Annotated in this window: 20 protein-coding genes; 8 read left to right on the top strand and 12 right to left on the bottom strand. The window is 72.7% G+C overall.

What is annotated here, in order from left to right; all coding sequences use genetic code 11:
- The first annotated feature begins 54 nt into the window (after nucleotides 1–54).
- The gene (locus ACWDGI_RS29735) at nucleotides 55–1,353 is read left to right on the top strand and encodes a lanthionine synthetase LanC family protein (protein WP_450764157.1); all 1,299 of its coding nucleotides are present in this window, start codon (nucleotides 55–57) and stop codon (nucleotides 1,351–1,353) included.
- Between the two features lie 198 nt (nucleotides 1,354–1,551).
- Here the strand turns inward: ACWDGI_RS29735 and ACWDGI_RS29730 are convergent, their stop codons facing one another.
- Entirely contained in the window at nucleotides 1,552–2,346 is a 795-nt protein-coding gene (locus ACWDGI_RS29730; protein WP_450764155.1) for a pectate lyase, read from the bottom strand.
- 422 nt (nucleotides 2,347–2,768) lie between these two features.
- Here ACWDGI_RS29730 and ACWDGI_RS29725 point away from each other — a divergent pair, with 422 nt between their 5' ends.
- Nucleotides 2,769–4,085, top strand: coding sequence for an SGNH/GDSL hydrolase family protein (locus tag ACWDGI_RS29725; RefSeq protein WP_450764153.1), 1,317 nt, complete (start codon nucleotides 2,769–2,771; stop codon nucleotides 4,083–4,085).
- A gap of 93 nt (nucleotides 4,086–4,178) precedes the next feature.
- Here the strand turns inward: ACWDGI_RS29725 and ACWDGI_RS29720 are convergent, their stop codons facing one another.
- Nucleotides 4,179–4,895, bottom strand: a complete 717-nt coding sequence (locus ACWDGI_RS29720; RefSeq protein ID WP_450764151.1) for an NADPH-dependent F420 reductase — start codon at nucleotides 4,893–4,895, stop codon at nucleotides 4,179–4,181.
- 19 nt (nucleotides 4,896–4,914) lie between these two features.
- Nucleotides 4,915–5,946, bottom strand: a complete 1,032-nt coding sequence (locus tag ACWDGI_RS29715; RefSeq protein WP_450764149.1) for an LLM class flavin-dependent oxidoreductase — start codon at nucleotides 5,944–5,946, stop codon at nucleotides 4,915–4,917.
- Nucleotides 5,947–6,184: 238 nt separating this feature from the next.
- Between ACWDGI_RS29715 and ACWDGI_RS29710 the strand changes: the two genes are divergently transcribed.
- A complete protein-coding gene (locus ACWDGI_RS29710; RefSeq protein WP_450764147.1) occupies nucleotides 6,185–7,174 on the top strand; it encodes a pirin family protein in 990 nt (329 codons plus the stop codon).
- Nucleotides 7,175–7,334: 160 nt separating this feature from the next.
- Nucleotides 7,335–7,802, top strand: a complete 468-nt coding sequence (locus ACWDGI_RS29705; RefSeq protein ID WP_450764145.1) for a MarR family winged helix-turn-helix transcriptional regulator — start codon at nucleotides 7,335–7,337, stop codon at nucleotides 7,800–7,802.
- Nucleotides 7,803–7,890: 88 nt separating this feature from the next.
- On the opposite strand, the gene ACWDGI_RS29700 is transcribed toward ACWDGI_RS29705, so the two are convergent.
- Nucleotides 7,891–9,243 carry a nucleobase:cation symporter-2 family protein gene (locus ACWDGI_RS29700; RefSeq protein ID WP_450764143.1) on the bottom strand — a complete coding sequence of 451 codons (1,353 nt, stop codon included), beginning with the start codon at nucleotides 9,241–9,243 and terminating at the stop codon, nucleotides 7,891–7,893.
- Nucleotides 9,244–9,369: 126 nt separating this feature from the next.
- Nucleotides 9,370–10,719, bottom strand: coding sequence for an FAD-dependent oxidoreductase (locus ACWDGI_RS29695; protein WP_450764141.1), 1,350 nt, complete (start codon nucleotides 10,717–10,719; stop codon nucleotides 9,370–9,372).
- Nucleotides 10,720–10,905: 186 nt separating this feature from the next.
- Between ACWDGI_RS29695 and ACWDGI_RS29690 the strand changes: the two genes are divergently transcribed.
- On the top strand, nucleotides 10,906–11,427 hold the full coding sequence (locus ACWDGI_RS29690) for a DUF6214 family protein (protein WP_450764139.1): 522 nt from the start codon (nucleotides 10,906–10,908) through the stop codon (nucleotides 11,425–11,427).
- A gap of 9 nt (nucleotides 11,428–11,436) precedes the next feature.
- On the opposite strand, the gene ACWDGI_RS29685 is transcribed toward ACWDGI_RS29690, so the two are convergent.
- The 5 genes from ACWDGI_RS29685 to ACWDGI_RS29665 all read right to left on the bottom strand — a co-directional run bounded on the left by ACWDGI_RS29685 (nucleotide 11,437) and on the right by ACWDGI_RS29665 (nucleotide 15,409).
- Nucleotides 11,437–12,099: a TetR/AcrR family transcriptional regulator gene (locus ACWDGI_RS29685; RefSeq protein WP_450764137.1), complete on the bottom strand. Its 663-nt coding sequence runs from the start codon at nucleotides 12,097–12,099 to the stop codon at nucleotides 11,437–11,439.
- Between the two features lie 137 nt (nucleotides 12,100–12,236).
- Complete coding sequence (locus ACWDGI_RS29680; RefSeq protein ID WP_450764135.1) at nucleotides 12,237–12,971, bottom strand: HAD family hydrolase; 735 nt, start codon at nucleotides 12,969–12,971, stop codon at nucleotides 12,237–12,239.
- Nucleotides 12,972–13,107: 136 nt separating this feature from the next.
- The gene (locus ACWDGI_RS29675) at nucleotides 13,108–13,776 is read right to left on the bottom strand and encodes a phosphatase PAP2 family protein (RefSeq protein ID WP_450764133.1); all 669 of its coding nucleotides are present in this window, start codon (nucleotides 13,774–13,776) and stop codon (nucleotides 13,108–13,110) included.
- A 56-nt stretch (nucleotides 13,777–13,832) separates the two neighbouring features.
- A complete protein-coding gene (locus ACWDGI_RS29670; protein ID WP_450764131.1) occupies nucleotides 13,833–14,768 on the bottom strand; it encodes a M56 family metallopeptidase in 936 nt (311 codons plus the stop codon).
- A gap of 95 nt (nucleotides 14,769–14,863) precedes the next feature.
- On the bottom strand, nucleotides 14,864–15,409 hold the full coding sequence (locus ACWDGI_RS29665; protein WP_450764129.1) for a DUF5134 domain-containing protein: 546 nt from the start codon (nucleotides 15,407–15,409) through the stop codon (nucleotides 14,864–14,866).
- Nucleotides 15,410–15,609: 200 nt separating this feature from the next.
- On the opposite strand from ACWDGI_RS29665, the gene ACWDGI_RS29660 reads away from it, so the two are divergent.
- Both ACWDGI_RS29660 and ACWDGI_RS29655 read left to right on the top strand, forming a co-directional pair.
- Nucleotides 15,610–17,265, top strand: a complete 1,656-nt coding sequence (locus ACWDGI_RS29660) for an FUSC family protein (protein WP_450764127.1) — start codon at nucleotides 15,610–15,612, stop codon at nucleotides 17,263–17,265.
- Entirely contained in the window at nucleotides 17,262–17,822 is a 561-nt protein-coding gene (locus ACWDGI_RS29655) for a MarR family winged helix-turn-helix transcriptional regulator (protein ID WP_450764125.1), read from the top strand. Before ACWDGI_RS29660 ends, ACWDGI_RS29655 begins: the two co-directional genes overlap by 4 nt.
- 94 nt (nucleotides 17,823–17,916) lie before the next feature.
- Here ACWDGI_RS29655 and ACWDGI_RS29650 read toward each other — a convergent pair whose 3' ends face one another.
- Both ACWDGI_RS29650 and ACWDGI_RS29645 read right to left on the bottom strand, forming a co-directional pair.
- Nucleotides 17,917–18,681, bottom strand: a complete 765-nt coding sequence (locus ACWDGI_RS29650; RefSeq protein ID WP_450764123.1) for a VOC family protein — start codon at nucleotides 18,679–18,681, stop codon at nucleotides 17,917–17,919.
- Nucleotides 18,682–18,759: 78 nt separating this feature from the next.
- The gene (locus ACWDGI_RS29645; protein ID WP_450764121.1) at nucleotides 18,760–19,152 is read right to left on the bottom strand and encodes a VOC family protein; all 393 of its coding nucleotides are present in this window, start codon (nucleotides 19,150–19,152) and stop codon (nucleotides 18,760–18,762) included.
- Nucleotides 19,153–19,290: 138 nt separating this feature from the next.
- On the opposite strand from ACWDGI_RS29645, the gene ACWDGI_RS29640 reads away from it, so the two are divergent.
- Nucleotides 19,291–19,830 carry a GNAT family N-acetyltransferase gene (locus tag ACWDGI_RS29640; RefSeq protein WP_450764119.1) on the top strand — a complete coding sequence of 180 codons (540 nt, stop codon included), beginning with the start codon at nucleotides 19,291–19,293 and terminating at the stop codon, nucleotides 19,828–19,830.
- Nucleotides 19,831–19,832 lie beyond the last annotated feature (2 nt).

Below are 19,832 nucleotides of genomic sequence, written 5' to 3'. Positions count from 1 at the left end.
GCTCCGAGGGGCTCCGGCCTGGGCGCCCCCTGGAGATCATGGAAGAGTGGGTCCATGACTGCATCACAGGCCACGACAGTGGCGGTTGACGAAGTCGAGGGACTCGCGCTGGACGGGCTGCGGTGGCTGACCGGGTCCGCCCGGGAGACATCCGGAGGGGCACTCGCCTGGCCGGACCGCCGCTCCGACGACGAACTCACCCCCATGTTCTACCGCGGTACGGCCGGGCAGGTCCTGGTGCTCCTGGAGGCGTGGCGGCACTTCGGCGACGACTCCTACGCCGACACCGCCCTGCGCACGGGCCGCAGCATCGCGGACGCCGTCGACGGCGCCGACGACGATTCCCTGTACTTCGGCCGTACCGGAATGGCGCTCGTCCTGCGGGCACTTCAGGAGGAACTCGGCGACAACGCCGCCGGTGCCGCGGCCGACCGGGCGCTGACGGTCGTGCGGTCACGTTTCGACGGCACCCGGTGGGGCGACCTGTTCGAGCTGATGGGCGGGAACGCGGGGATCGGCCTTGGGGCACTCGCGGCCGGCGACCCCGAACTGGCCGTCCTGGCCGTGGAACCGTATCTGCGGACGGCGGAGCCGACTCCGGCGGGTGTCCAGTGGCCCCATCGCACGGGTGTCGACTCCCGCCTGCACCATATTTCACACGGCGGGCTCGGTATCGTCCTGGCGCTGGCCCGGGTCGGCGGCGCCACCGGCCGTGCGGATCTGGTCGAACTGGCGCTGGCCGGTGCCGCGGACGTCGTGGCGCGTGACCAGGCGGGGCCGGAGGGTTTCCTGGTGCCGCACTCCACCCCTCAGTTCCGCCCCGACGTGATCGATCCCGTCAGCTACGGCTGGTGCCACGGCCCGGCCGGCGACGCCCAGGCCTTCCGGCTGCTGCGGGACGTCACGGCCGACCCCGGCTGGACCGCCCTCGCCGACCGCTGCTGGCACACGGTGACGCACTCCGGCCTGCCCCAGCGGCTGCGCCCCGGCTTCTGGGACAACAACGGCCGTTGCTGCGGCACCGCGGGCGTCCTCGCCCTGGCCTGCGACCGGATCGCCGAACAGCAGGACCCGTACGACTTCGCCCAGGTCCTCGTCGCGGACCTGGCCGCCCGCGCGATCCGGGACGAGGACGGCGCTCGCTGGTCCAACACCGAACACCGGGCCACCCCGAGCGACCTCGAACCGCGCACCGGCTGGGCGATGGGCAACGCGGGCATCGTCCGCGAACTCCTGCGCTTCGTACGGCTGAGCCGCGGCGGCGATCCCCGGTACGCGTTCGCCTGGCCGGACCAGCCTCCGGTGCCCGCCCGGGCCACGGCCCACCACGGTGCCACCGACGCCGTGACGTGACGTGACGGACCGGGGGTGCGGGACCGGCCTGTCCGCATGACCCGCCGGGGCTCGACGTTCTCCGCCGTCATCCCCGACTCCCGCTCCCCGTCCCCTCGTTCGGCCCGTACACCGGTGCGGGTCCCGCCCCGGAGCGGACACGGACCCGCTGCGGTGGGGCCGCCGCCCGGTAGGGGGCGACGACCCCACCGCTCGGGCTCACCTGTAGGTGATGTCCGAGCTCGCGTACTTGCAGTACGTCCCGTCCGGCCCGCTTCCGTTCGTCGGAGGCTCCGCGCCGGTGTTGTTGCCGATGTACTTCTGGCACGGCACGATCTTCTTGCCGCTGTCCCCGACGATCGTGATGTTCTTCAGCGTCGCGCTGTCGCCGTAGTTGGTGTTGATCCCGACGAGCGCGCTGCCCTTGTAGGTCGCCTCGATGGTGTTGAGGTTGATCGTGCGCTTGTACTGCGTGGAGCAGTTGCCGCACGAGCGGACCAGCTTGCCGAAGTTCTGCACGGCGAAGCCCGACACGTTGAGCGTCCCGGCGCCGTTGAACTGGAACACCTTGTCGCTGGCCTCCTTCGCGCCGCCGCCGGAGACGGTGTAGACGTTGGACGAGGAGGAGCCGCGGAAGGTCGCCGCGTCCTCGCCGACGTCCTCCCACCACACGTTCTGCAGGGTGCAACCGCCCTCGCAGTGGATGCCGTCCGCGGCGGGCGCGCCGATGATGACGTTCTTCAGGACCGTGCCGGCTGCCAGGTCGAGGATCGGGTCCTGGTCCTCGCTCTGGCCACCGCTGCCGAGGTCGCCGCTGCCGTACAGGCGCAGCATCCCGTAGTCCTTCGTGCCCGACAGCTTGATGGTCGCGGTGACGGCCTGGCTGCCGCTCGCGGTCGGCCAGGTGGCCGCGTTCGCCCGTCCTTCGCCAGTCATGATCATGCCAAGCGAGAGTCCGAAAGCGGCCAGTCCGCCCGCCAGTGTCCGCGCGCTGGTTCGTGCTCGTGAAGTCATGTCCCGTATGCCTTCTGTCGAGTGGGGGGTCCTTCTGGAGGTTCGACGAATGAACGTGTATGTGAACGGCGTCCAACTGGTCGAACCGGGAATGCAGTCACCTGCCCGGCGGGGACCATTGCCGGGCTCGGTGGTCACGGTGCTGAACGGAACGTAGGATGCAAGCGCTTTCTAGTCAACGCCTCGCGCAGCATCGGTTCTCATCCGGGCCTCGCCTCCCGAACTCGCGTGGGAGCGCTTCCATGGCGGCCATGTCCATGCCACGATGCCGGTGGATCCCGCACGACGCCGCACCGAGCCGCGACCGGAAAGGAGCCACGACGGGCAACGGCCCGGCCCCCACCCGCAGACACCCGCGACGGCACCACCTGCACGGTCAGTCGACGACGGCGTCGCCGTCGTCCCTCGTCAGGAAGGCCCCCGTGAAGCCGCAGTCCAGCAGAACACCGCTCGTCACGCTCCTCAGCGCCTGCGTCCTGGCTCTCGCCCTGGCGGTGACCGCCACGGCCGTCACCGCGCTGGTCCGCGCTCCCCGGCCGGCCGGCGCGCAGCCGGACCGGGGCGGCCACTGGGTGAACACCTGGACCGGCATGCCGCAGCTCACCGAGGCCGGCAACCTGCCGCCCACGCCCTTCACGGGGGAGAGGTCGGTACTGGTCGACACCACCCTGCGCCAGACCGTCCGCGTCACCACCGGCGGCCATCGGCTGCGGCTGCGCTTCTCCAACGCCTACGGCGACACCCCGCTCCCGCTCACCGCGGTGACCGTGGTGTTCCCGCGGGACGGGCGGGCGGGGGTCAGCGCGATCGTGCCGGGCAGCCTGCACCCGGTCACCTTCTCGGGCCGTACCGCGACCGTGGTCCCGGTCGGCGCCCAGGTCGTCTCCGATCCCGTCGACTTCGAGCTGGCCCCCGGATCCAACGTCACCGTCACCGCCTACACCGCGCAGGGCCAGCCCGATCTGGCGCTCACCTCGCATCCGGGGTCGCGCACCACGTCGTACCTCGTCAAGGGCGACCACACCCGGGACCCGGACCTGACCGGCGCCGCCTCGGCCGACCACTGGTATCTGCTGAGCGACGTCGAGGTGGCGGCACCGGCCGCGACCCGGGCGGTGGCCGTGCTCGGTGACTCGCTCACCGACGGCCGGGGATCCACGACCAACGGCAACGACCGCTGGCCCGACCAGTTCTTCGACCGCCTCCAGGCCCGCCCGGCCACCTCGGACATCGCGGTCCTCAACCAGGCGGCAGGGGGCAACCGTGTGCTCGACGACGGGCTCGGCCCCAATGTCCTGGCCCGCCTCGACCGGGACGTCCTGACCCGCAGCGGGGTCTCCTGGCTGATCGTCTTCGAGGGCGTCAACGACATCGGGACCGCCGCGGCCACCCCGGACGCCCAGCGCGCCGTGGCCGACGACCTGATCGCCGCCTACCGGCAGATCGTGATCCGGGCCCACGCCCAGGGCATCCGGGTCTACGGCGCCACCCTGCTGCCCTTCGGCGGCAACGCGTACGACGACGGAGCCGGCGTCCGCGAGGCGGCCCGGCAGCGGGTGAACGCCTGGATCCGCGGTCATTTCGATGCCGTGATCGACTTCGACCGGGCGGTACGGGATCCGGCCGATCCGAGCCGACTGCGGGCCGGCCTCCAGGTGGGGGACTGGCTGCACCTCAACCCGGCCGGCTACGGGGTCCTGGCGGGGGCGGTGCCGGCGGAACTGTTCCTCCGTGGCTGACGACGCGCGGGCGTCCGGCACCGTCGCCGTGCCGCGCCATCAGGGTCCGCCGAGGCGCGACGGCCGGTCCCTCCTGGCCACGGCGGCCGGTAATCAGGCCGCGTCTGCACCCCGTGCCGAAGCCGCGGTCCGCGCGCTGATCACGGCCTTTCCTCGCGCCGATTCCGAGAAGCGGCCGAGCATCGCGCGCAGTTCCGAGGCGCCGACGTCGGCGCCGAAGGGCTCGGTGCCCGGTTCGAGTCGTACCCCTTCGGCGAGCGGGCCCGCGATGACAGGAGTGAATCCGAACGCGTCGACGAGGCCGGCCACGGTGGCGAGGTCGTCCGGATCGTCGCCGGCGATCGCGATCGCCTTGCGGTCCGGGGCTCCCTCGGGCCGGGCCCCGTCCTCCAGGTCGTGGTAGCCCATGTGGTTGAACGCCTTCACCACGCGTGCCTCGGGCAGGTACGCCTGCACGATCTCGCTCGAAGAGGTGAGCGGGTCGGTGAGGTCCTCGCGGCTGCCGTCGACCTCCCACCAGTAGTTCATCGCGTCGATGACGAGTTTGCCGCGCAGGGCGTCGGCGGGCACGCTGCGGTACTTGCCGAGCGGAAGGGCCAGGACGACGGCATCCGCCCCCGCCGCGGCCTCGGCCGCGGTCACCGGGATCGCGCCGGGGGTGAGGACTTCGACGGTGAGGGCGATCTTGCCGGGGTCGCCCGATCCGGCGACGAGCACGCGACGGCCGGCGGCCAGGGCCAGTCGGGCCAGCACGGTGCCGACCTTTCCGGCACCCAGGATGCCGACGGTGTGGACGGTGGCGGCGGACATCTCTTCTCCGTTCCTGGTGTCAGCCCGCGAGGAGGTCGCGGACCATCGGGATGACCTTGGTGCCGTACAGCTCGACGGCGCGCAGACGAGCGCTGATCGGCTGCGCGCCCGTGGTGTAGATGAGGTCGAAACGGCCGACACCGAGGGCCTTGATCGTGCGGGCCATCTTGCGGGCGACCGTCTCCGGCGACCCGATGTAGAGGGAGCCGCGCTCGATCTCGGCCTCGTACTCCTCCTTGCGGACCGGCGGCCAGCCCCGCAGTGCGCCGATGCGGTCCCGGATGACCTTGTAGTGCCGCCAGTGCGCTTCCTTGGCCTCCTCGTCCGTGTCGGCGATGAAGCCGGGCGAGTGCACGCCGACTGGATGGGCGGTCGTGCCGAACTGCTCGGTGGCGCGCTGGTAGAGGTCGATGTACGGCGTGAAGCGTTCTGGGGCGCCGCCGATGATGGCGATCATCAGCGGGAAACCGTAGCGGGCGGTGCGGATGACCGACTGGGGCGAGCCTCCGACGCCGACCCAGGTGCTCAGGTGCCCGGACTCGGTCTTGGGGAAGACGTCGGCGTCCTTGAGCGCCGCGCGCTTGGTGCCGCTCCAGGTGACCGGCTTCTCCTCCAGGAGCTTGGCGAAGAGCTCGATCTTCTCCTCGAACAGCACGTCGTAGTCGGCGAGGTCGTAGCCGAAGAGCGGGAACGACTCGGTGAAGGAGCCGCGGCCCAGGATGACCTCGGCCCGGCCGTTCGAGAGGGCGTCCACGGTTGCGAACCGCTGGAACACCCGGACCGGGTCGTCGGAACTCAGTACGGTCACGCCGGAGGACAGGCGGATGCGGCTGGTGCGGGTCGCGATGCCGGCGAGGACGGTCTCCGGGGCCGAGATCGCGAACTCCGGGCGGTGGTGTTCACCGAGGGCGATGACGTCGACGCCGGTCTCCTCGGCGAGTACGGCCTCGTCGAGGACCTGTCGGATGGCGTGGGCGTCGGAGACCGGGTTGCCGGAGTCGTCTTCCGGCACATCGCCGAACGTGTCCAGGCCGAAGACGAGATCAGACATGGGTGGACTCCTTCGTGAGTGGTCGGTTCGCCCGCGGGTGACTTCTCATCCCCGGGGAATGTACTTGATATGTCAACCAAAGTGGAGAGCGTCGTGCTCGCGGCACGGTGCAGGGCATGTCCCGCAGGCCGGTGCTCGCGGTCGAGCCGGGCGTCGGCCGCGGCCCTGTGTGCCGCCGGGGCCGTGCTCATGGCATGATAGTTGATACGACAACCAAAGTGTGCGGGAGATGGTCCCCATGAGCAATGTGGAAACCCGGCCTGGGGAAGTGCGGTGCGGTGCCCCGGCCGACAGGAACCGGCCGGCCGGAGCACCCCGGGTCGATGTGCTGTCGGCGCGCGAAGTGCCCCTGGGCGGCCCGCGTGCGCTGCTCGTACGTCGGACGCTGCCTCAGCGGGCCCGGACGCTGATCGGGGCCTGGTGCTTCGCCGACCATTACGGCCCCGTCGATGTGTCCGCCACCGGCGGCATGGACGTCGCCCCACATCCGCACACCGGACTGCAGACGGTGAGCTGGCTGTTCAGCGGCGAGATCGAGCATCGGGACAGCCTCGGCACCCATGCCCTGATCCGTCCCGGAGAGATGAACCTCATGACCGGCGGTCACGGCATCGCCCACTCGGAGGTCTCCACCCCGGACACCACCGCCCTGCACGGCGTGCAGCTGTGGGTGGCGCTGCCCGCGCGGCACCGTGGCGCCGACCGGGACTTCCAGCACCACGTGCCGGAACCCGCGCGTGTCGAAGGGGCGGAGATCAGGGTCTTTCTGGGCTCGCTCGCCGGCAGTGCCTCTCCGGTGCGGAGCTTCACCCCGCTCCTCGGGGCGGAGGTCGTTCTCGAACCACGTGCGACGGTCACCCTCGCCGTGGCGCCGGACTTCGAGCACGGCCTCCTCGTGGACAGCGGCGACGTCCGCTTGATCGACACCGTGCTACGGCCGGCCGAACTGGGGTACGTCCCCTGCGGCGCGGACACCCTGACGCTGGTGAACGAGTCGGACGGCCCGGCGCGGACGATCCTGCTCGGCGGACCTCCTTTCGAGGAGGAGATCGTCATGTGGTGGAACTTCATCGGCCGGAGCCATGACGACATCGTCCGGGCCCGAGCGGACTGGGAGGCGGCCTCCGGCCGCTTCGGAACCGTCGACGGCTACCCCGAGCGCCGTCTTCCCGCCCCCGCCCTGCCGAACGCCGTCATCACGCCACGCGGGAATCCGCCGCGCCGCTGAAATCCCGGCGCGGCGGCGCCTCCTCAAGCGAGCGCGAGGGGCCCCGTGGGACGCGATGACACATCAACCACACGTGAGGTGTCCCCCACGGGACGAGGTCGGGACGACAGTCGGGACGACGAGGAATCGGTGAAATGTCAACCATGCTTACACTCGACTCATGGGTGAGAAGGTGCGTTGGTTGACGGCCGACGAGCAGCACGCGTGGCGGAGCTTCCTCCGGCTGAACGACAGGCTGCGGGGCCGGTTGTCGCGCCGGATGTCGACGGAGTCGAACGTGTCGGCCGCGGACTTCGGGGTGCTGGTCGAGCTGACGGACGCACCGGACGGGCGGCGGCGGATCCTCGATCTCGCCCGGGCGCTGGAATGGGAGAAGAGCCGGATGTCCCATCACATCGCCCGCATGGTCAAGCGCGGGCTGGTGGTTCGGGACGAGTGCGCCGAGGACGGCCGCGGTGCCTTCGTGGTGATCACGGAGGAGGGGCGCGCGGCGATTGAGGCGGCCGCGCCGCGGCACGTGGAGGCGGTGCGCGAACTGTTCCTCGACCATGTCACGCCCGCGGAGCTGCGGATGCTGGCTCAGCTCTCCGACCGCGTGGTGGAGAGGCTGGACGAGGACCCGACCTGACCGGGCGGCCCGGGGCGGGCGGCGACGCGCGAAGGCGGGGAGGCCGTCCGCGTGGCGGTGGGCGATCGGCCCGGGCCCGGCCGTTCCCTTACGCGGCCTCCACCGCCTGCGAGCCCGGATCCGCCTTCGCCGGCAGGTGGTTGAAGAGCAGGTTCAGGACGATCGCCGTCAGACAGCCCGCACTGATACCGCTGTTCATCACCGTCTGGAACCAGTCGGGGAACTTCTCGTAGACCGTCGGCACCCCCATCGGCAGCACCCCGACCGCCACCGAGACGGCCACCACGGTCAGGTTGTCGTTGCCGTGGAAGTCGACGGTCGCGAGCGTGCGCAGGCCGCTCGCCGCGACCGTCCCGAACATCACCAGTCCCGCACCGCCGAGCACCGGAGCCGGTACGGCCGCGACCACCGCCCCCAGCTTGGGCAGCAGGCCGAGCAGCACCAGCATGCCGCCGGCCGCCGCGACCACCCAGCGGCTGCGCACCCGGGTCATACCGACCAGGCCCACGTTCTGCGCGTACGCCGTGTACGGGAACGTGTTGAAGACACCGCCCAGGACGGTCGAGAGACCGTCGGCGCGCAGGCCGTCGGAGAGCGAGCGCGGCTCGACCTTCCGGCCGGTCATCTCGCCGACCGCGATCAGGTCACCGGTGGTCTCCGTCATGGTGACCAGGGCCACCACCAGCATGGAGACGATCGCGGACGCCCTGAAGGTGGGCGTGCCGAAGTGGAACGGCGTGCTGATGCCCAGCCAGTCCGCGTCGCCGACCCCGCCGAAGTCCGTGAACCCGAAGGGCACCGCCACCGCCAGGCCGACCGCGATGCCGATCAGGACCGCGATCCGGGCGAGGTAGGCCGGGGCGAACCGCTGGACGCCTATCACCACCGCGAGCACGAAGGCCGCCAGCGCCAGGTTCTTCGGCTCCCCGAAGTCCTCGGCGCCCGCGCCGCCCGCCGCCCAGTTGCCCGCGACCGGCAGCAGCGACACCCCGATGATCAGGATCACCGTGCCGGTGACCAGCGGCGGGAAGAAGCGCAGCAGCTTTCCGAAGACGGGGGCCAGGAGCATGATCGCCAGACCCGCGACGATCACCGAGCCGTAGATCGCGGGCAGTCCGCCGCCCGTCGTACCGATGAGGACCATCGGCGACACCGCGGCGAAGGTGCAGCCCTGCATGATCGGCAGCCGGACGCCGAAGCGCCAGAAGCCGACGCACTGGATGAGCGTCGCGACCCCGCACACCAGCAGGTCGGCGGTGATCAGGTACGCCAGGTCGGCGGGCGACAGCTTCATCGCACCGCCCACGATCAGCGGGACGGCGACGGCGCCCGCGTACATCGCGAGCACGTGCTGCAGGCCGAAGGCGGCCAGTCGCCGTAGGGGTGGGACCTCGTCGACGGGATGGACGGGGGAGGGAGCGGGGGCGGCGGTGGTGGACACGAGGACTCCAGAGCGGCGGCGGGGACGACATCCGGTCAGGACCAGACCGTAAGCGGATTGAACAGTTTGTTGATTTCCGCGGTGTTGCCGCTACGTGTCCTGCCCACCTGGTCGCGGTCGACTCCGCTACGCCCCCGACCGCGCCGCCGTCAGCAGCGTGTCCCAGTCCGCCAGCTTGACCACGCTGCGGCCGAGCCGGGCGCCGAGCGCCGCCTCGGCCCGCTCGATCGCCTGCCAGCCCGACCACGCGACCGGCTCGACACCCAGTGCGCGCAGCGCCGTGACCGGATCCTCCGGCACCGCCCTGCCGAGCAGGACGGGCGCGTCCGCCAGGAGCGACGTCACCGTCTCCTTGGCGTCCGGCCGGTTGGTGCCGATGACGCCGGTCGGGCCGCGTTTGATCCAGCCGGCCACGTAGTCGCCGCCCGGCACTCCGGCGGGGTCGTGCAGGACACGGCCCGCCGTGTGCGGCACGGTGCCGGTCACCGGGTCGAACGGGAGCCCGTCCAGCGGTACCCCGCGATAGCCCACCGAACGCAGCACCAGCTGCGCGTCGACGGTCTCGTACCGCCCGGTGCCCCGCACCCCGCCGTGCCCGTCCGGCTCCGTCCGCTCGAAGCGCACCGCGCTCACCCGCCCGCCGTCCGCGAGCAGTTCGACCGGGCGCAGGAAGAACCGCAGCCAGATACGGCGCTCCGCACCACGGGCACCGGCCGCGCCCCAGCCGCGCAGCACCTCCACGTTGCGGCGCTGCGCGGCGGGCAGCGCGGACGGGTCGGCGAAGCCCGGGTCGAGCGCCAACTCATCGGGATCCACGCGGACTTCGGTGTCCGGCAGAGCGCCGAGCTCGCGCAGTTCCTTGGTGGTGAAGCGGGCCTGGGACGGGCCGCGCCGGCCCACCACGTGGACCTCTCTTATCCGGCTCGCCGCCAGCGCGGTCAGCGCCGCCTGCGGCATGTCGGTCGGGCTCAGCTCCGCCACACCACGGGCCAGCATCCGGGCCACGTCCACCGCGACATTGCCGACGCCGATGACCACCGCGGAGCGGGCGTCGCGCACGAAACCGGCGTCGATCGCGTCCGGATGCGCGCTGTACCAGGACACGAACTCGGTCGCCGACCAGCTGCCCGGCAACTCCTCGCCCGGGATGCCGAGCCGCCGGTCGCCGGCGGCCCCCACGCAGTACACCACCGCGTGGTACAGCTCGCGAAGCCGATCCACCGGGAGTTCGCCGGGACCACCGCCGATCCGGATCCCGCCGAGGAACCGGACCCGTTCGTGTTCGAGGACCGTGCGCAGATTGCCCTGCAGTGACTTGATCTTCTCGTGGTCCGGGGCGACTCCGTACCGCACCAGTCCGTACGGGCACGGCAGCCGGTCCAGGACGTCCACGACCACCGTGGGGTCGAGCTGGACGAGGTTCTGGGCGGTGTAGCACCCGCTCGGCCCGGAGCCGACGACGGCGACACGCAACACGGCAGGACTCCTTGCCCGAGGGGCTGGTGAATCCAGCATCCCACCGGCTTGGCCGCCTCGACAGGGGCCGCTGGGGTGAAGCGGACGCGTGTCCCTTCGTATGGAGTGTGATCATGCGGTTACGTTTCGTGTGTGCTAGAAGCATCCTTTCTTAATCTTTCTGATCGGCGTACGGAGGACGGCACGGTGTCCGTGTCGCCGGCCTGGGAGGTGCAGGAGCACACGGGAGCCACGTCCTGGTTCCAGGTCAGGCTGGCCTTCGGCGACGGCGCACAGGTCGACGCGCTCGCCGTGGTGGCCGCGGGGCGGGTGTCGATCGAGGACGTCAAGGCGCGGCCCGCGCTGTCCCTGGCCGATCTGACGGTGCTCGCCGACTGGATCGAGGAGCCGCTGTTCAGGGCGTGCGGGATGGAGTCGTACGCGGACGAGGAGCCCGCGGGGGAGGACCTCGAAGACGGCGCGGACGGCGTGGTGGGCGTGGAGGGCGCGGAGGGCTCCGCGGGTCCGCGGCGCGCCCGGCCGGCCTGGCCGCGGGGTATCGAGGGGCGATGGCTGGTCGCCCAGAAGTACCGGGCCGCTCAGGAGGAGGGCGCCGACCCCGTCCTCGCCGTGATGTCGGCGACCGGGAGCAGCCGCCGGCGCTCCCTCCGGCTCATCGCCCAGGCATGCGACGCGGGCTTTCTGACACCACGTCACGCACGCGGCTGACGCGACAGGTCACCCGGACCCGGTCCGGTCCTCCGTGGCGAAGAACCGGGACAGGTCCTGCGGCTCCGTCTCGGGCGCGGACCCCGGGGGAACGCCCAGCTCCCAGTCGAGCCCGTAGCGCTCGAACAACTCCGCCCGCAGCACCGGGACCGGCATCGGCACCCCCGGCACCAGCGCCGCGTACACCGCGCCCATCAGCAGGGCGCGCAGCATCGGGTAGTCGGCCGTGACGTCCTGCGAGCCGTACCGGGCGACGGTGTCGCCGAGCAGCTCCGACAGCCGGCGCTGCTCCGGGCACTGCACGAAGCCCTCCGCCTGGAGCAGGCCCGCCATGTGCTGGCGCATCAGCACCGGCCGGTCGCGGGTGAGCCCCAGGACGGCGTCGATGGCCCGGGCCAGCCGCTCCCGGCCGTCCTCCGTGTGCGGCTCGCGCTCCAGTCCCTCCTCCAGCGTGCGGTGCATCAGCCGGTGCACGGCGGACTGGACCAGCTGGCGCTTGCCGGGGAAGTAGTACGACACCAGTCCGCGCGCCGACCCGGCCCGATCGGCGATGGCGCCCAGGGTGGTGGCCTCGAAACCGTGCTCGTCGACCAGCTCGACCGCCGCCTGCAGAAGCCGCTCCCGGGAACGCCTCCGCAACTCTTCATTGACCGAGGCGCTGCGAGGGGACATCCTGGAACTCCTGCGTTGACTGGCTGCCAGCCAACTATAATCGACGCAGCGGGCACCGCTCTGCGCGGGGCCTGTTCAGGGCTGCCGTCCGTCCGGGGCGACACGGGGGAGCGTCTCGGGCGGACGGCGCCAACAGGTCAGGCCTGCGTGGGCGTGGCCGGTCGGCGGGCCACGCCCACCAGGCCGAGCACCGGCAGCAGCGCGTCCGGCCGTTCGGCCACCGGCAGATGGTCCACGAAGTGCACCCGGCAGCCCAGCGCCGCCGCCCCGCCGTCGGCCGGCCTGCTGTCGCCGACCATCAGCGTCTCGGCGGGCGCGGCCCCGAGCGCCTCCAGGGCGACCGTGAAGAGCCGCGGATCAGGCTTCTGGACACCGTGTTCGTACGACAGGACGTAGGCGTCCACGTACGCGTCGAGCCCGTGGGCACGGAAGACCGGGCGCAGGTCCCAGCCGATGTTGCTGACCACGCCGACCGCGATCCCCTGCCGGCGCAGCGTCCGCAGCACCTCGGCGGCGTCCGGGTACGGCGTCCAGGCGTCCGGGTCCATGTGCCGCTCGTACAGCGCCTCGTGCAGGGCCGGGTCCGGCAGCGGCACCCGGCGGGACAGCCCGGTGTACGCGGCCCGGTGCTGCTCCGCGCTCTCGTCGCGCACCGCCCACACCCCGGCCAGTTCCGCGGGCAGTTCCAGCGGGTTCGCCCCGCCGGGCTGTGCCCCGGCCACCTCCAGCGCCCGCGCGGCGGCGGCCAACTCCGAGTCGGCGAGCCGCGCCCCGGACTCCGCCCCGGATTCGGCGAGCACCGCCCGCAGCCAGGATTCGGTGGACTCGATACGGAAGAGGGTCCCGGAGAAGTCGAAGAGCACGGCAGTCATGCGCCGGACATTACCCGGGCCGTTGTCCGGCGCGGGCCGGCGCCTGGGGAGATCGGTTCCGTACTCGGGTCCGCGCCCGGTGCGGCGAGAGTGCGCGCAGCGCGTCGCGAGGCCGACGGGAAGGGTCGGACAGGCCCTAGCGAGCGTGTCCCCGGCCGTCGCGCTCCCACTCGTACGCCACCACCGCCAGTGCCACCACCAGGGCCCCGAGCAGCCAGCCGCCCAGTACGTCCGAGGGCCAGTGGACGCCGAGCCACACCCGGGTCAGGCCGACGCCGACCACCGAGACACCGGCCGCGACCAGTGCCGTACGCCACAGCGCGCCGCCGGTGCCGCAGCGGTGCAGCAGCCACAGCAAAAGGCCGCAGACCACGGTGGCCGTCATGGTGTGCCCGGAGGGGAAGGCCGCGTAGTGGGCGGAGTCGACCGGGTCGGACCACTGTGGGCGCGGACGGCTGACGGCGACCTTGAGGGACTGCTGGGCGACGGTGCCGAGCGCGCAGGTCACGGCCAGCCACAGTGCGGTCCACCACGCCGAGTGCCGCCATACCAGCCACACCGCGACCCCCGCGCACAGCAGGCGCATGGCCAGCGGGTCCCAGACCCAGTCCGTCAGGACGCGCAGTACCTGGGTGGTGCCGTGGTCCGCGACGGCCCAGCGATGGGTGGTGCCGGCGATGTCCTCGTCCAGTGCGACCAGCGGAGGCCACTCGCCGGCGACGAGGGCGAGCAGCAGCGCCGAGGAAAGGGCGAGGACGGCGGTCGCGAGAAGCGGGGCGGGACGGTCGCTGGGCGGGGGGCGCATGGCGTGATCTTTGCCGAATCATTGCTCGAAGGGCAATTCCCCTGCCGGATACGGCTTTACCCGAGCGCGCGCAGTCCGGGGACGAGCGCCACCAGCACCGGGATCACGGGAACCAGGGCGGCGGTCGCGGTCAGCCGCAGCCGGTGCCGGGCGGGGAGCCGGTCGGGAGCGGTGAGCAACCGGTCGACGCGCTGCGGGACATGGGCGTGCGGGGCCGGGCCGGGGCCGAACACGCCGCGGTCCTCGTTGAGTTCGACCAGGGCCAGCGCGGTGGTGAGACGGCCGTGACGCCGGGACGCCATGTCGTCCGCGGCCAGTTCGACCAGCCGGTGCATCTCGTCACGGAACGCGGCGAACACCGGGATCTGCGGGAACCCGCCGGCCAGCGCGGCCGAGCAGTGCAGCAGCCAGTCGTGCCGGGCCTGGGCGTGCCCCTGCTCGTGGGCGAGGACCGCGTCCAGCTGACGCCCCTTCAGCCGGCGCAACGCGGCCGTGGTCACGACGAGTCGGGGCGGGGTGCCGGGCAGCCACCAGGCGTCGGAGCGGTCGCCCTCAAGAACCACGAGGCGGTCGGCGGACCTCTCCTCGCCGGGCAACCATGGTGCCCGGAGCAGGAGTTCGGCCCGCCGCTGCCGGCGTCGGGCCCTGGCCCCCGCGATCTCGCGCACCAGCATCGCCCCGCTCCACAGTCCGGCGCAGGCCAGCGTCACCGCGGTCGCCGCCGCCCAGGGACCGGTCGCGGCGAGCGGATAGGCGTCCGCCACCCCGCTCGGGGCGGTCGCGAACAGCTGTCCCCGCGCCGCCTGCCAGGCCGCCGCCGCGCTCAGCGTCATCGACAGCGCACAGCACAGCAGTACGGCCGCCACCACGCACTGCCAGACCCACAGGGCGACCACCGGCTCCCGGTCCGTCCAGTCGGCCCGGGCGAGCAGCCGGGGACCGGCCACGGCCGTCAGGGTGCCGAGCAGCAGCAGTGCCACGGGGACCATCATGGCCAGCACCCTATGAGCGGGGGACCGCCCAGGGGTACAGCCCATTGCGCCAAAGTGACGCAAGCAACGTGTGCGCCCCGAGTGCCGTCGCCGGGTTACAACCCCAGCAGCATCGCCACCATCCCGATTCCCATCGACAGCCGGCACGCCCGCGCCAGCTCGGGCCGGTCGCCCCATCCGGCCGTCCCGCTCCCGGCCGCCGCCACCGCGACCGGAACCAGACGTGCCCCGGACAGCAGGACGTAGCCGGTGAAGTAGAGGAGCAACAGCCCGGTCACCGCCGGTACTCCGGCGCCGCCGTGGTGGTGGGCGCCGGGGGAGACCGCCATGGCCACCGCCATGTAGGCCATCGCGGCCGTTCCCACGAGGTGGTGCAGATGGTGCATGCTGCCGCGGGCGCTCCACAGGGCACGGAGCGCGGCCGCGCCGAACACCGCCGCGAACAGCGGCCATGCCCAGACCGGGGGGGTGAAGACGGTCGCGGGCACGGCCATCGCGGCCATGCCGAACCCCATCAGCGCCTCGCCGCCCGCGGCGCGCCGCTGTTCCTCGACGCTGCTGCGCATCCGCAGCAGGCAGTAGGCCCCGGTCGCCGCGCACAGCGCGACCAGCAGCCAGCCGGGCGAAGCCGGTCCGTGCACGCGCACCTCCCCGCTCGACGTCGCATCGAGGAATGCGATGCCCCGCCCGCACGGCGCGCACGCGAGCGCAGGGATGTACACGGGGAGCACTCGGCGGAGCACAGCAGGTGAGGGTGGCCTGTTCGAAAAATAGCCGACGACCGGCCGTGCGGCATGTTCGAGATTGTTTTACGAGTAAAACACATGCTAAGTTGATGGATATGAGCACCGCGACCCCGACCACCCGCCGTCTGCCCCTCGCCGGTGCGCTGCGCCTCGGCCGGCCCACCGACATCTGGTTCAAACCCGCATTCAGCGTGGTCGCCGCGGTCGCCCCGCCCAACCTGACCCTGCTCGCCCTGGGCCGCCTCGACCTGGCGATGTACACGATGGCCGGGTCGCTGTGCGCCCTCTACGGCCACAACCGCCCCTACCCCGCCCGCGCCCGCACCCTGGCCCGGGTCGTCCTCGGCATGACCTGTGGTCTCGCCGTCGCCCTGCTGGCCGCCTCGCTCACCACGAACGCGGTCGCCCTGGTCACCGTCGGCGCCCTGCTCGCCGCCGCGCAGAAGGCCCTGTGCGACGCCACCCGGGTCGGTCCGCCCGGGAACGTCGTCCTCACCTTCATCAGCTCCGCCTCCCTGTTCGCCCCGGGGACCCTCGGCCAGGTGCCCGGCCACGTCGGACTCGCCCTGCTCGCGGGCGCCTGGGCCTGGCTGGTCGGCATGGCGCCCGGGCTGCTGCGCCCGCACGGCCCGGAGCGCCGGGCCACCGCCCATGCCCTGAACGCCACCGCCGCCCATGCCGCCACCCGCGGTACCGGGGCGGACCACGCCCGGACCCGGGCCGCCGCGGCCGCCGCCGTGCAGGCCGCCTGGCAGACCCTGCTCGCCACCGGCGCCCGCACCGACCGCACCCGCCGTGCCCTCGAACACCTCGTCGTCCGCGCCGAGGTCGCCCTGGCCGCGCCCGCCGACGCCGACCCCGGGCGACTGCGCGGCTGGGCCCGCGAACTGCGCGGCACCGGACGTGTCCCGCGGGTGGCCGGCGCCGACGACGAACTCCTCGGCGCCGACACCGAACGCGCCCTGCCGCACCGCCCGCTGTGGCGCCGGCTGGGCCCGCTCGCCCCGCTCGCCGCCCGTACCGCGCTCGGCTGCGCCCTCGCCGGATACGCCTCCCTGGCCCTCGGCGTCGGCCGCCCCTACTGGGCGCTGGTCACCGCCGCCTCCCTGTACCAGGCCAACGTCACCCTCACCTGGAGCCGCGGCGTCCAGCGCGTCGTCGGCAACCTGCTCGGCGTCCTGGTCTTCGCCGCCGTCGTGCCGCTGGCCCATCTGCACCCGGCCGTCCTGGTGCTGAGCTGCCTCGCCTTCAACTTCGGCGCCGAGGCGCTGATCGGCCGCAACTACTGGCTCGGCAGCGTCTGCGTCACCCCGATGGCGCTGCTCATCACCGAGTTCGCCCGTACCCAGGACTCCGGGCAGCTGATCACCGAGCGGGTCCTGGACACCCTGGTCGGCGCGCTCGTCGGCTTCGTCGCCGCCGTCGTGGTCACCAACCGGCGGGCCGGCGACCGCATCGAACAGGCCCTGACCGCCGTCGAGCGGGCCCGGGAGGAGGCCGCCCGGCTGCTGGCCGAGCCGCACCCGGCCCCGCGCGCCCTGGGGGGCGCCCGCCGCACCCTGTCCGCCGCCCTGGCCGAGCTGCGGGCCACGGCGGACGCCGCGTCCGGCGAGTGGTGGCAGCGCGCACTGCCCGAGGAGCGGGTCGTGCTCGCCGAGCAGTCCGGACACCGTACGCTCGCGGCGACGGTACGACGCCAGGGACCGCACTCCTGGGACGGCACGAGGACGACGGAGGACGTACGGCCATGACGGCGACCAACGGAGGACCGGCGGCCGGCGGCGACACGGAAGGGGGTACGGGCAGAGACGACACGGTCGCCGCCGTAGTCCTGCAGTGGCAGGCCGTCCACCCCCAGCTGGACACCGGACCCATGGAGGTCATCGGCCGGATCAACCGCTGTGCCGCCCTCCTCCAGCAGGCCGAGGACGCCCCGCTGCGCCGGGCGGGACTCAGCCGCCCCGAGTTCGACCTGCTCGGCGCGTTGCGCCGCACCGGCCACGAACTGACCCCCAGCGAGCTGGCCAGGGAGACCTTCTCCTCCGGCGCCGCCGTCACCAAGCGCCTCAAGCAGCTCACCGAGCGCGGCCTGGTCGAGCGGCGCGGCGACGCCCGGGACCGGCGGGTGGCCCACCTCCGCCTCACCGACGCGGGGCGGGACCTGGTCGACGGCATCCTGCCCGAGCAACTCGCCTACGAGACGGCCGTGCTGTCCGTTCTCGCCCCCGACGGGCAGGGCGAACTCGCCGGTCTGCTCGCCGAGTTGCTGGGGCGACTGGAGGGCCGGGCGGGCGTGTTGCGGGCCTGACCGCGGAACGCGACGGACGGTACGACGACAGCTGGAGCGCCGGCCGCCGACCGGCTTCCGGCGGTCACCGCACGCGGCACGGGTGATCCCCGGCTCAGTTCCTCTCCTCCGCCCGGAAGACGCCGAACCCCGCACCCCGCGGATCGGCCAGTACGGCGATGCGCGGGCCGTCCGGGACCGTCATCGGTGCCGCCCGCACGGTCGCGCCCGCCGCCACCGCGACCTCGGCCGTGGCGTCCACGTCCTCGACCGCGAAGTACGGCAGCCAGTGCGGCGGCACCTCGGGCGGGAACCGGTCGCCCATGTCGGCCATCCCGCCGAATTGCCGCCCGCCGACGGCGAACTCCGTGTACCACTCGGAGGGCTCCGCGCTCCAGCCGAAGACGGTGGTGTAGAAGCCGCCGGCCCGGCCGGTGTCCCGGGTCGCCAGTTCCACCCAGCCCAGCGTGCCGGGCGCGTTGAGCAGCCCGGCACCGGGGAAGGTCCGGGCCTGCCACAGCTGGAAGGCCGCGCCGGTGGGGTCGAGGGCGACCGCGAAGCGGCCCACGTCGAAGATGTCCATCGGCCCGACCACCATCGTGCCGCCGGCCTCCTCCACCAGCCGCGCGGTCGCGTCCGCCCCGGTCACCGCGAACGACACGTTCCACGCGACCGGTTGGGACTCCTGGTACAGCGGGCTGAGGGCCGCGACCGCCGCGTCCCCGAGATGCGCCACGGTGTAGCCGCCGGCCTCCTGCCGGGGATCCGTCTCCGGACGCCAGCCGAACAGCTCCGCGTAGAACCGCTTGGCGCCCTCCAGGTCGTCGGTCCCCAGCTCCGTCCAGCAGGGGCCGCCCGGCACCGGCTTGTCGAACTCCATGGCCGCTCCTCCAGGGGGATCTCTCCTTCGAACGCTAGACCCCGCCACCGACAGCGGCCATCGGACACCGGCGCGGCGTCAGATCCCCGGGCGGTACCGCATCGGATGGTCGGCCGGCACCTCCACCAGCACGATCCTGATGCCGTCCGGATCCGCGATCCACATCTCGACCAGGCCCCACGGCTCCTTCACCGGCGGACGTACGATCCCGACGCCCTTGGCCACCAGTTCCTCGTGTGCCGCGCCGGCGTCCGCGACCTGCAGCCACAGCTGCACGGCGGGGGAAGCGGGAGCGTCCGCGCGCCCGGAGACCTCCAGGAAGCCGCCGCCCAGGAAGTACACCGTGCCCCGCTCGGGGCCCGTGCCGAACTCGCGGTGGACGGGGAGGCCGAGCTGCTCGCCGTAGAAGGCCCGGGAGCGTTCGGGGTCGGTCGGGTGGACAAGGGTACGACTGCTCAGTACGTGCACCATGCGACCGGAGCGTAGTGCCGGCCGATGCCCGCACCACGCATCCGGGGGCCGCCTCGGGGACCACCGGTCCGTCGGCCGCCGAGCGGCGACGTTAGGCTCGTGGCCGGCTCAGCCCGCCCGAGATCGGAGAAACCGCCCATGGAGAACGCCGCCGCCGGACTGACCTTCCGCGACGCCACCGACGCCGACGTGGACGCGCTGGTCGCGCTGATCGAGTCGGCGTACCGGGGCGACGCCAGCCGGGCCGGCTGGACCACCGAGGCGGACATCCTGGAGGGACAGCGGACCGACCCGGAGGGCGTCCTCGAGGTCATCAAGGCGTCGGACGGCACGCTGCTCACGGTCGAGCGGGACGGCCGGGTCGTCGCCTGCTGCCAGCTGGAACGCCGCGGCACCCACGCCTACTTCGGCATGTTCGCGGTCAGCCCCGCCCTCCAGGGCGCCGGCCTCGGCAAGGTCGTCATCGCCGAGGCGGAGCGCCGGGCCCGGCAGGACTGGGGCGCCACGGAGATGCACATGACGGTGATCTCCGTGCGCGACGACCTGATCGGCTGGTACGAGCGGCGCGGCTACCGCCGTACGGGAAAGATGACGCCCTTCCCGTACGGCGACGAGCGCTTCGGTATCCCACAGCGCGCCGACCTGCAGTTCGAGCTGCTGGTCAAGCCCCTGGTGTGAGG

It is taken from the genome of Streptomyces sp. NPDC001220 (assembly GCF_053597895.1).
This window is presented reverse-complemented; position numbering and strand designations above follow the sequence as displayed.

Bases quoted from the DNA above. Each gene is read 5' to 3' on its own strand.
- ACWDGI_RS29735 (WP_450764157.1), top strand. From the start codon at position 55: ATGACTGCATCACAGGCCACGACAGTGGCGGTTGACGAAGTCGAGGGA.
- ACWDGI_RS29730 (WP_450764155.1), bottom strand. From the start codon at position 2,346: ATGACTTCACGAGCACGAACCAGCGCGCGGACACTGGCGGGCGGACTG.
- ACWDGI_RS29720 (WP_450764151.1), bottom strand. From the start codon at position 4,895: ATGTCCGCCGCCACCGTCCACACCGTCGGCATCCTGGGTGCCGGAAAG.
- ACWDGI_RS29715 (WP_450764149.1), bottom strand. From the start codon at position 5,946: ATGTCTGATCTCGTCTTCGGCCTGGACACGTTCGGCGATGTGCCGGAA.
- ACWDGI_RS29710 (WP_450764147.1), top strand. From the start codon at position 6,185: ATGAGCAATGTGGAAACCCGGCCTGGGGAAGTGCGGTGCGGTGCCCCG.
- ACWDGI_RS29705 (WP_450764145.1), top strand. From the start codon at position 7,335: ATGGGTGAGAAGGTGCGTTGGTTGACGGCCGACGAGCAGCACGCGTGG.
- ACWDGI_RS29685 (WP_450764137.1), bottom strand. From the start codon at position 12,099: ATGTCCCCTCGCAGCGCCTCGGTCAATGAAGAGTTGCGGAGGCGTTCC.
- ACWDGI_RS29680 (WP_450764135.1), bottom strand. From the start codon at position 12,971: ATGACTGCCGTGCTCTTCGACTTCTCCGGGACCCTCTTCCGTATCGAG.
- ACWDGI_RS29675 (WP_450764133.1), bottom strand. From the start codon at position 13,776: ATGCGCCCCCCGCCCAGCGACCGTCCCGCCCCGCTTCTCGCGACCGCC.
- ACWDGI_RS29670 (WP_450764131.1), bottom strand. From the start codon at position 14,768: ATGATGGTCCCCGTGGCACTGCTGCTGCTCGGCACCCTGACGGCCGTG.
- ACWDGI_RS29660 (WP_450764127.1), top strand. From the start codon at position 15,610: ATGAGCACCGCGACCCCGACCACCCGCCGTCTGCCCCTCGCCGGTGCG.
- ACWDGI_RS29655 (WP_450764125.1), top strand. From the start codon at position 17,262: ATGACGGCGACCAACGGAGGACCGGCGGCCGGCGGCGACACGGAAGGG.
- ACWDGI_RS29650 (WP_450764123.1), bottom strand. From the start codon at position 18,681: ATGGAGTTCGACAAGCCGGTGCCGGGCGGCCCCTGCTGGACGGAGCTG.
- ACWDGI_RS29645 (WP_450764121.1), bottom strand. From the start codon at position 19,152: ATGGTGCACGTACTGAGCAGTCGTACCCTTGTCCACCCGACCGACCCC.
- ACWDGI_RS29640 (WP_450764119.1), top strand. From the start codon at position 19,291: ATGGAGAACGCCGCCGCCGGACTGACCTTCCGCGACGCCACCGACGCC.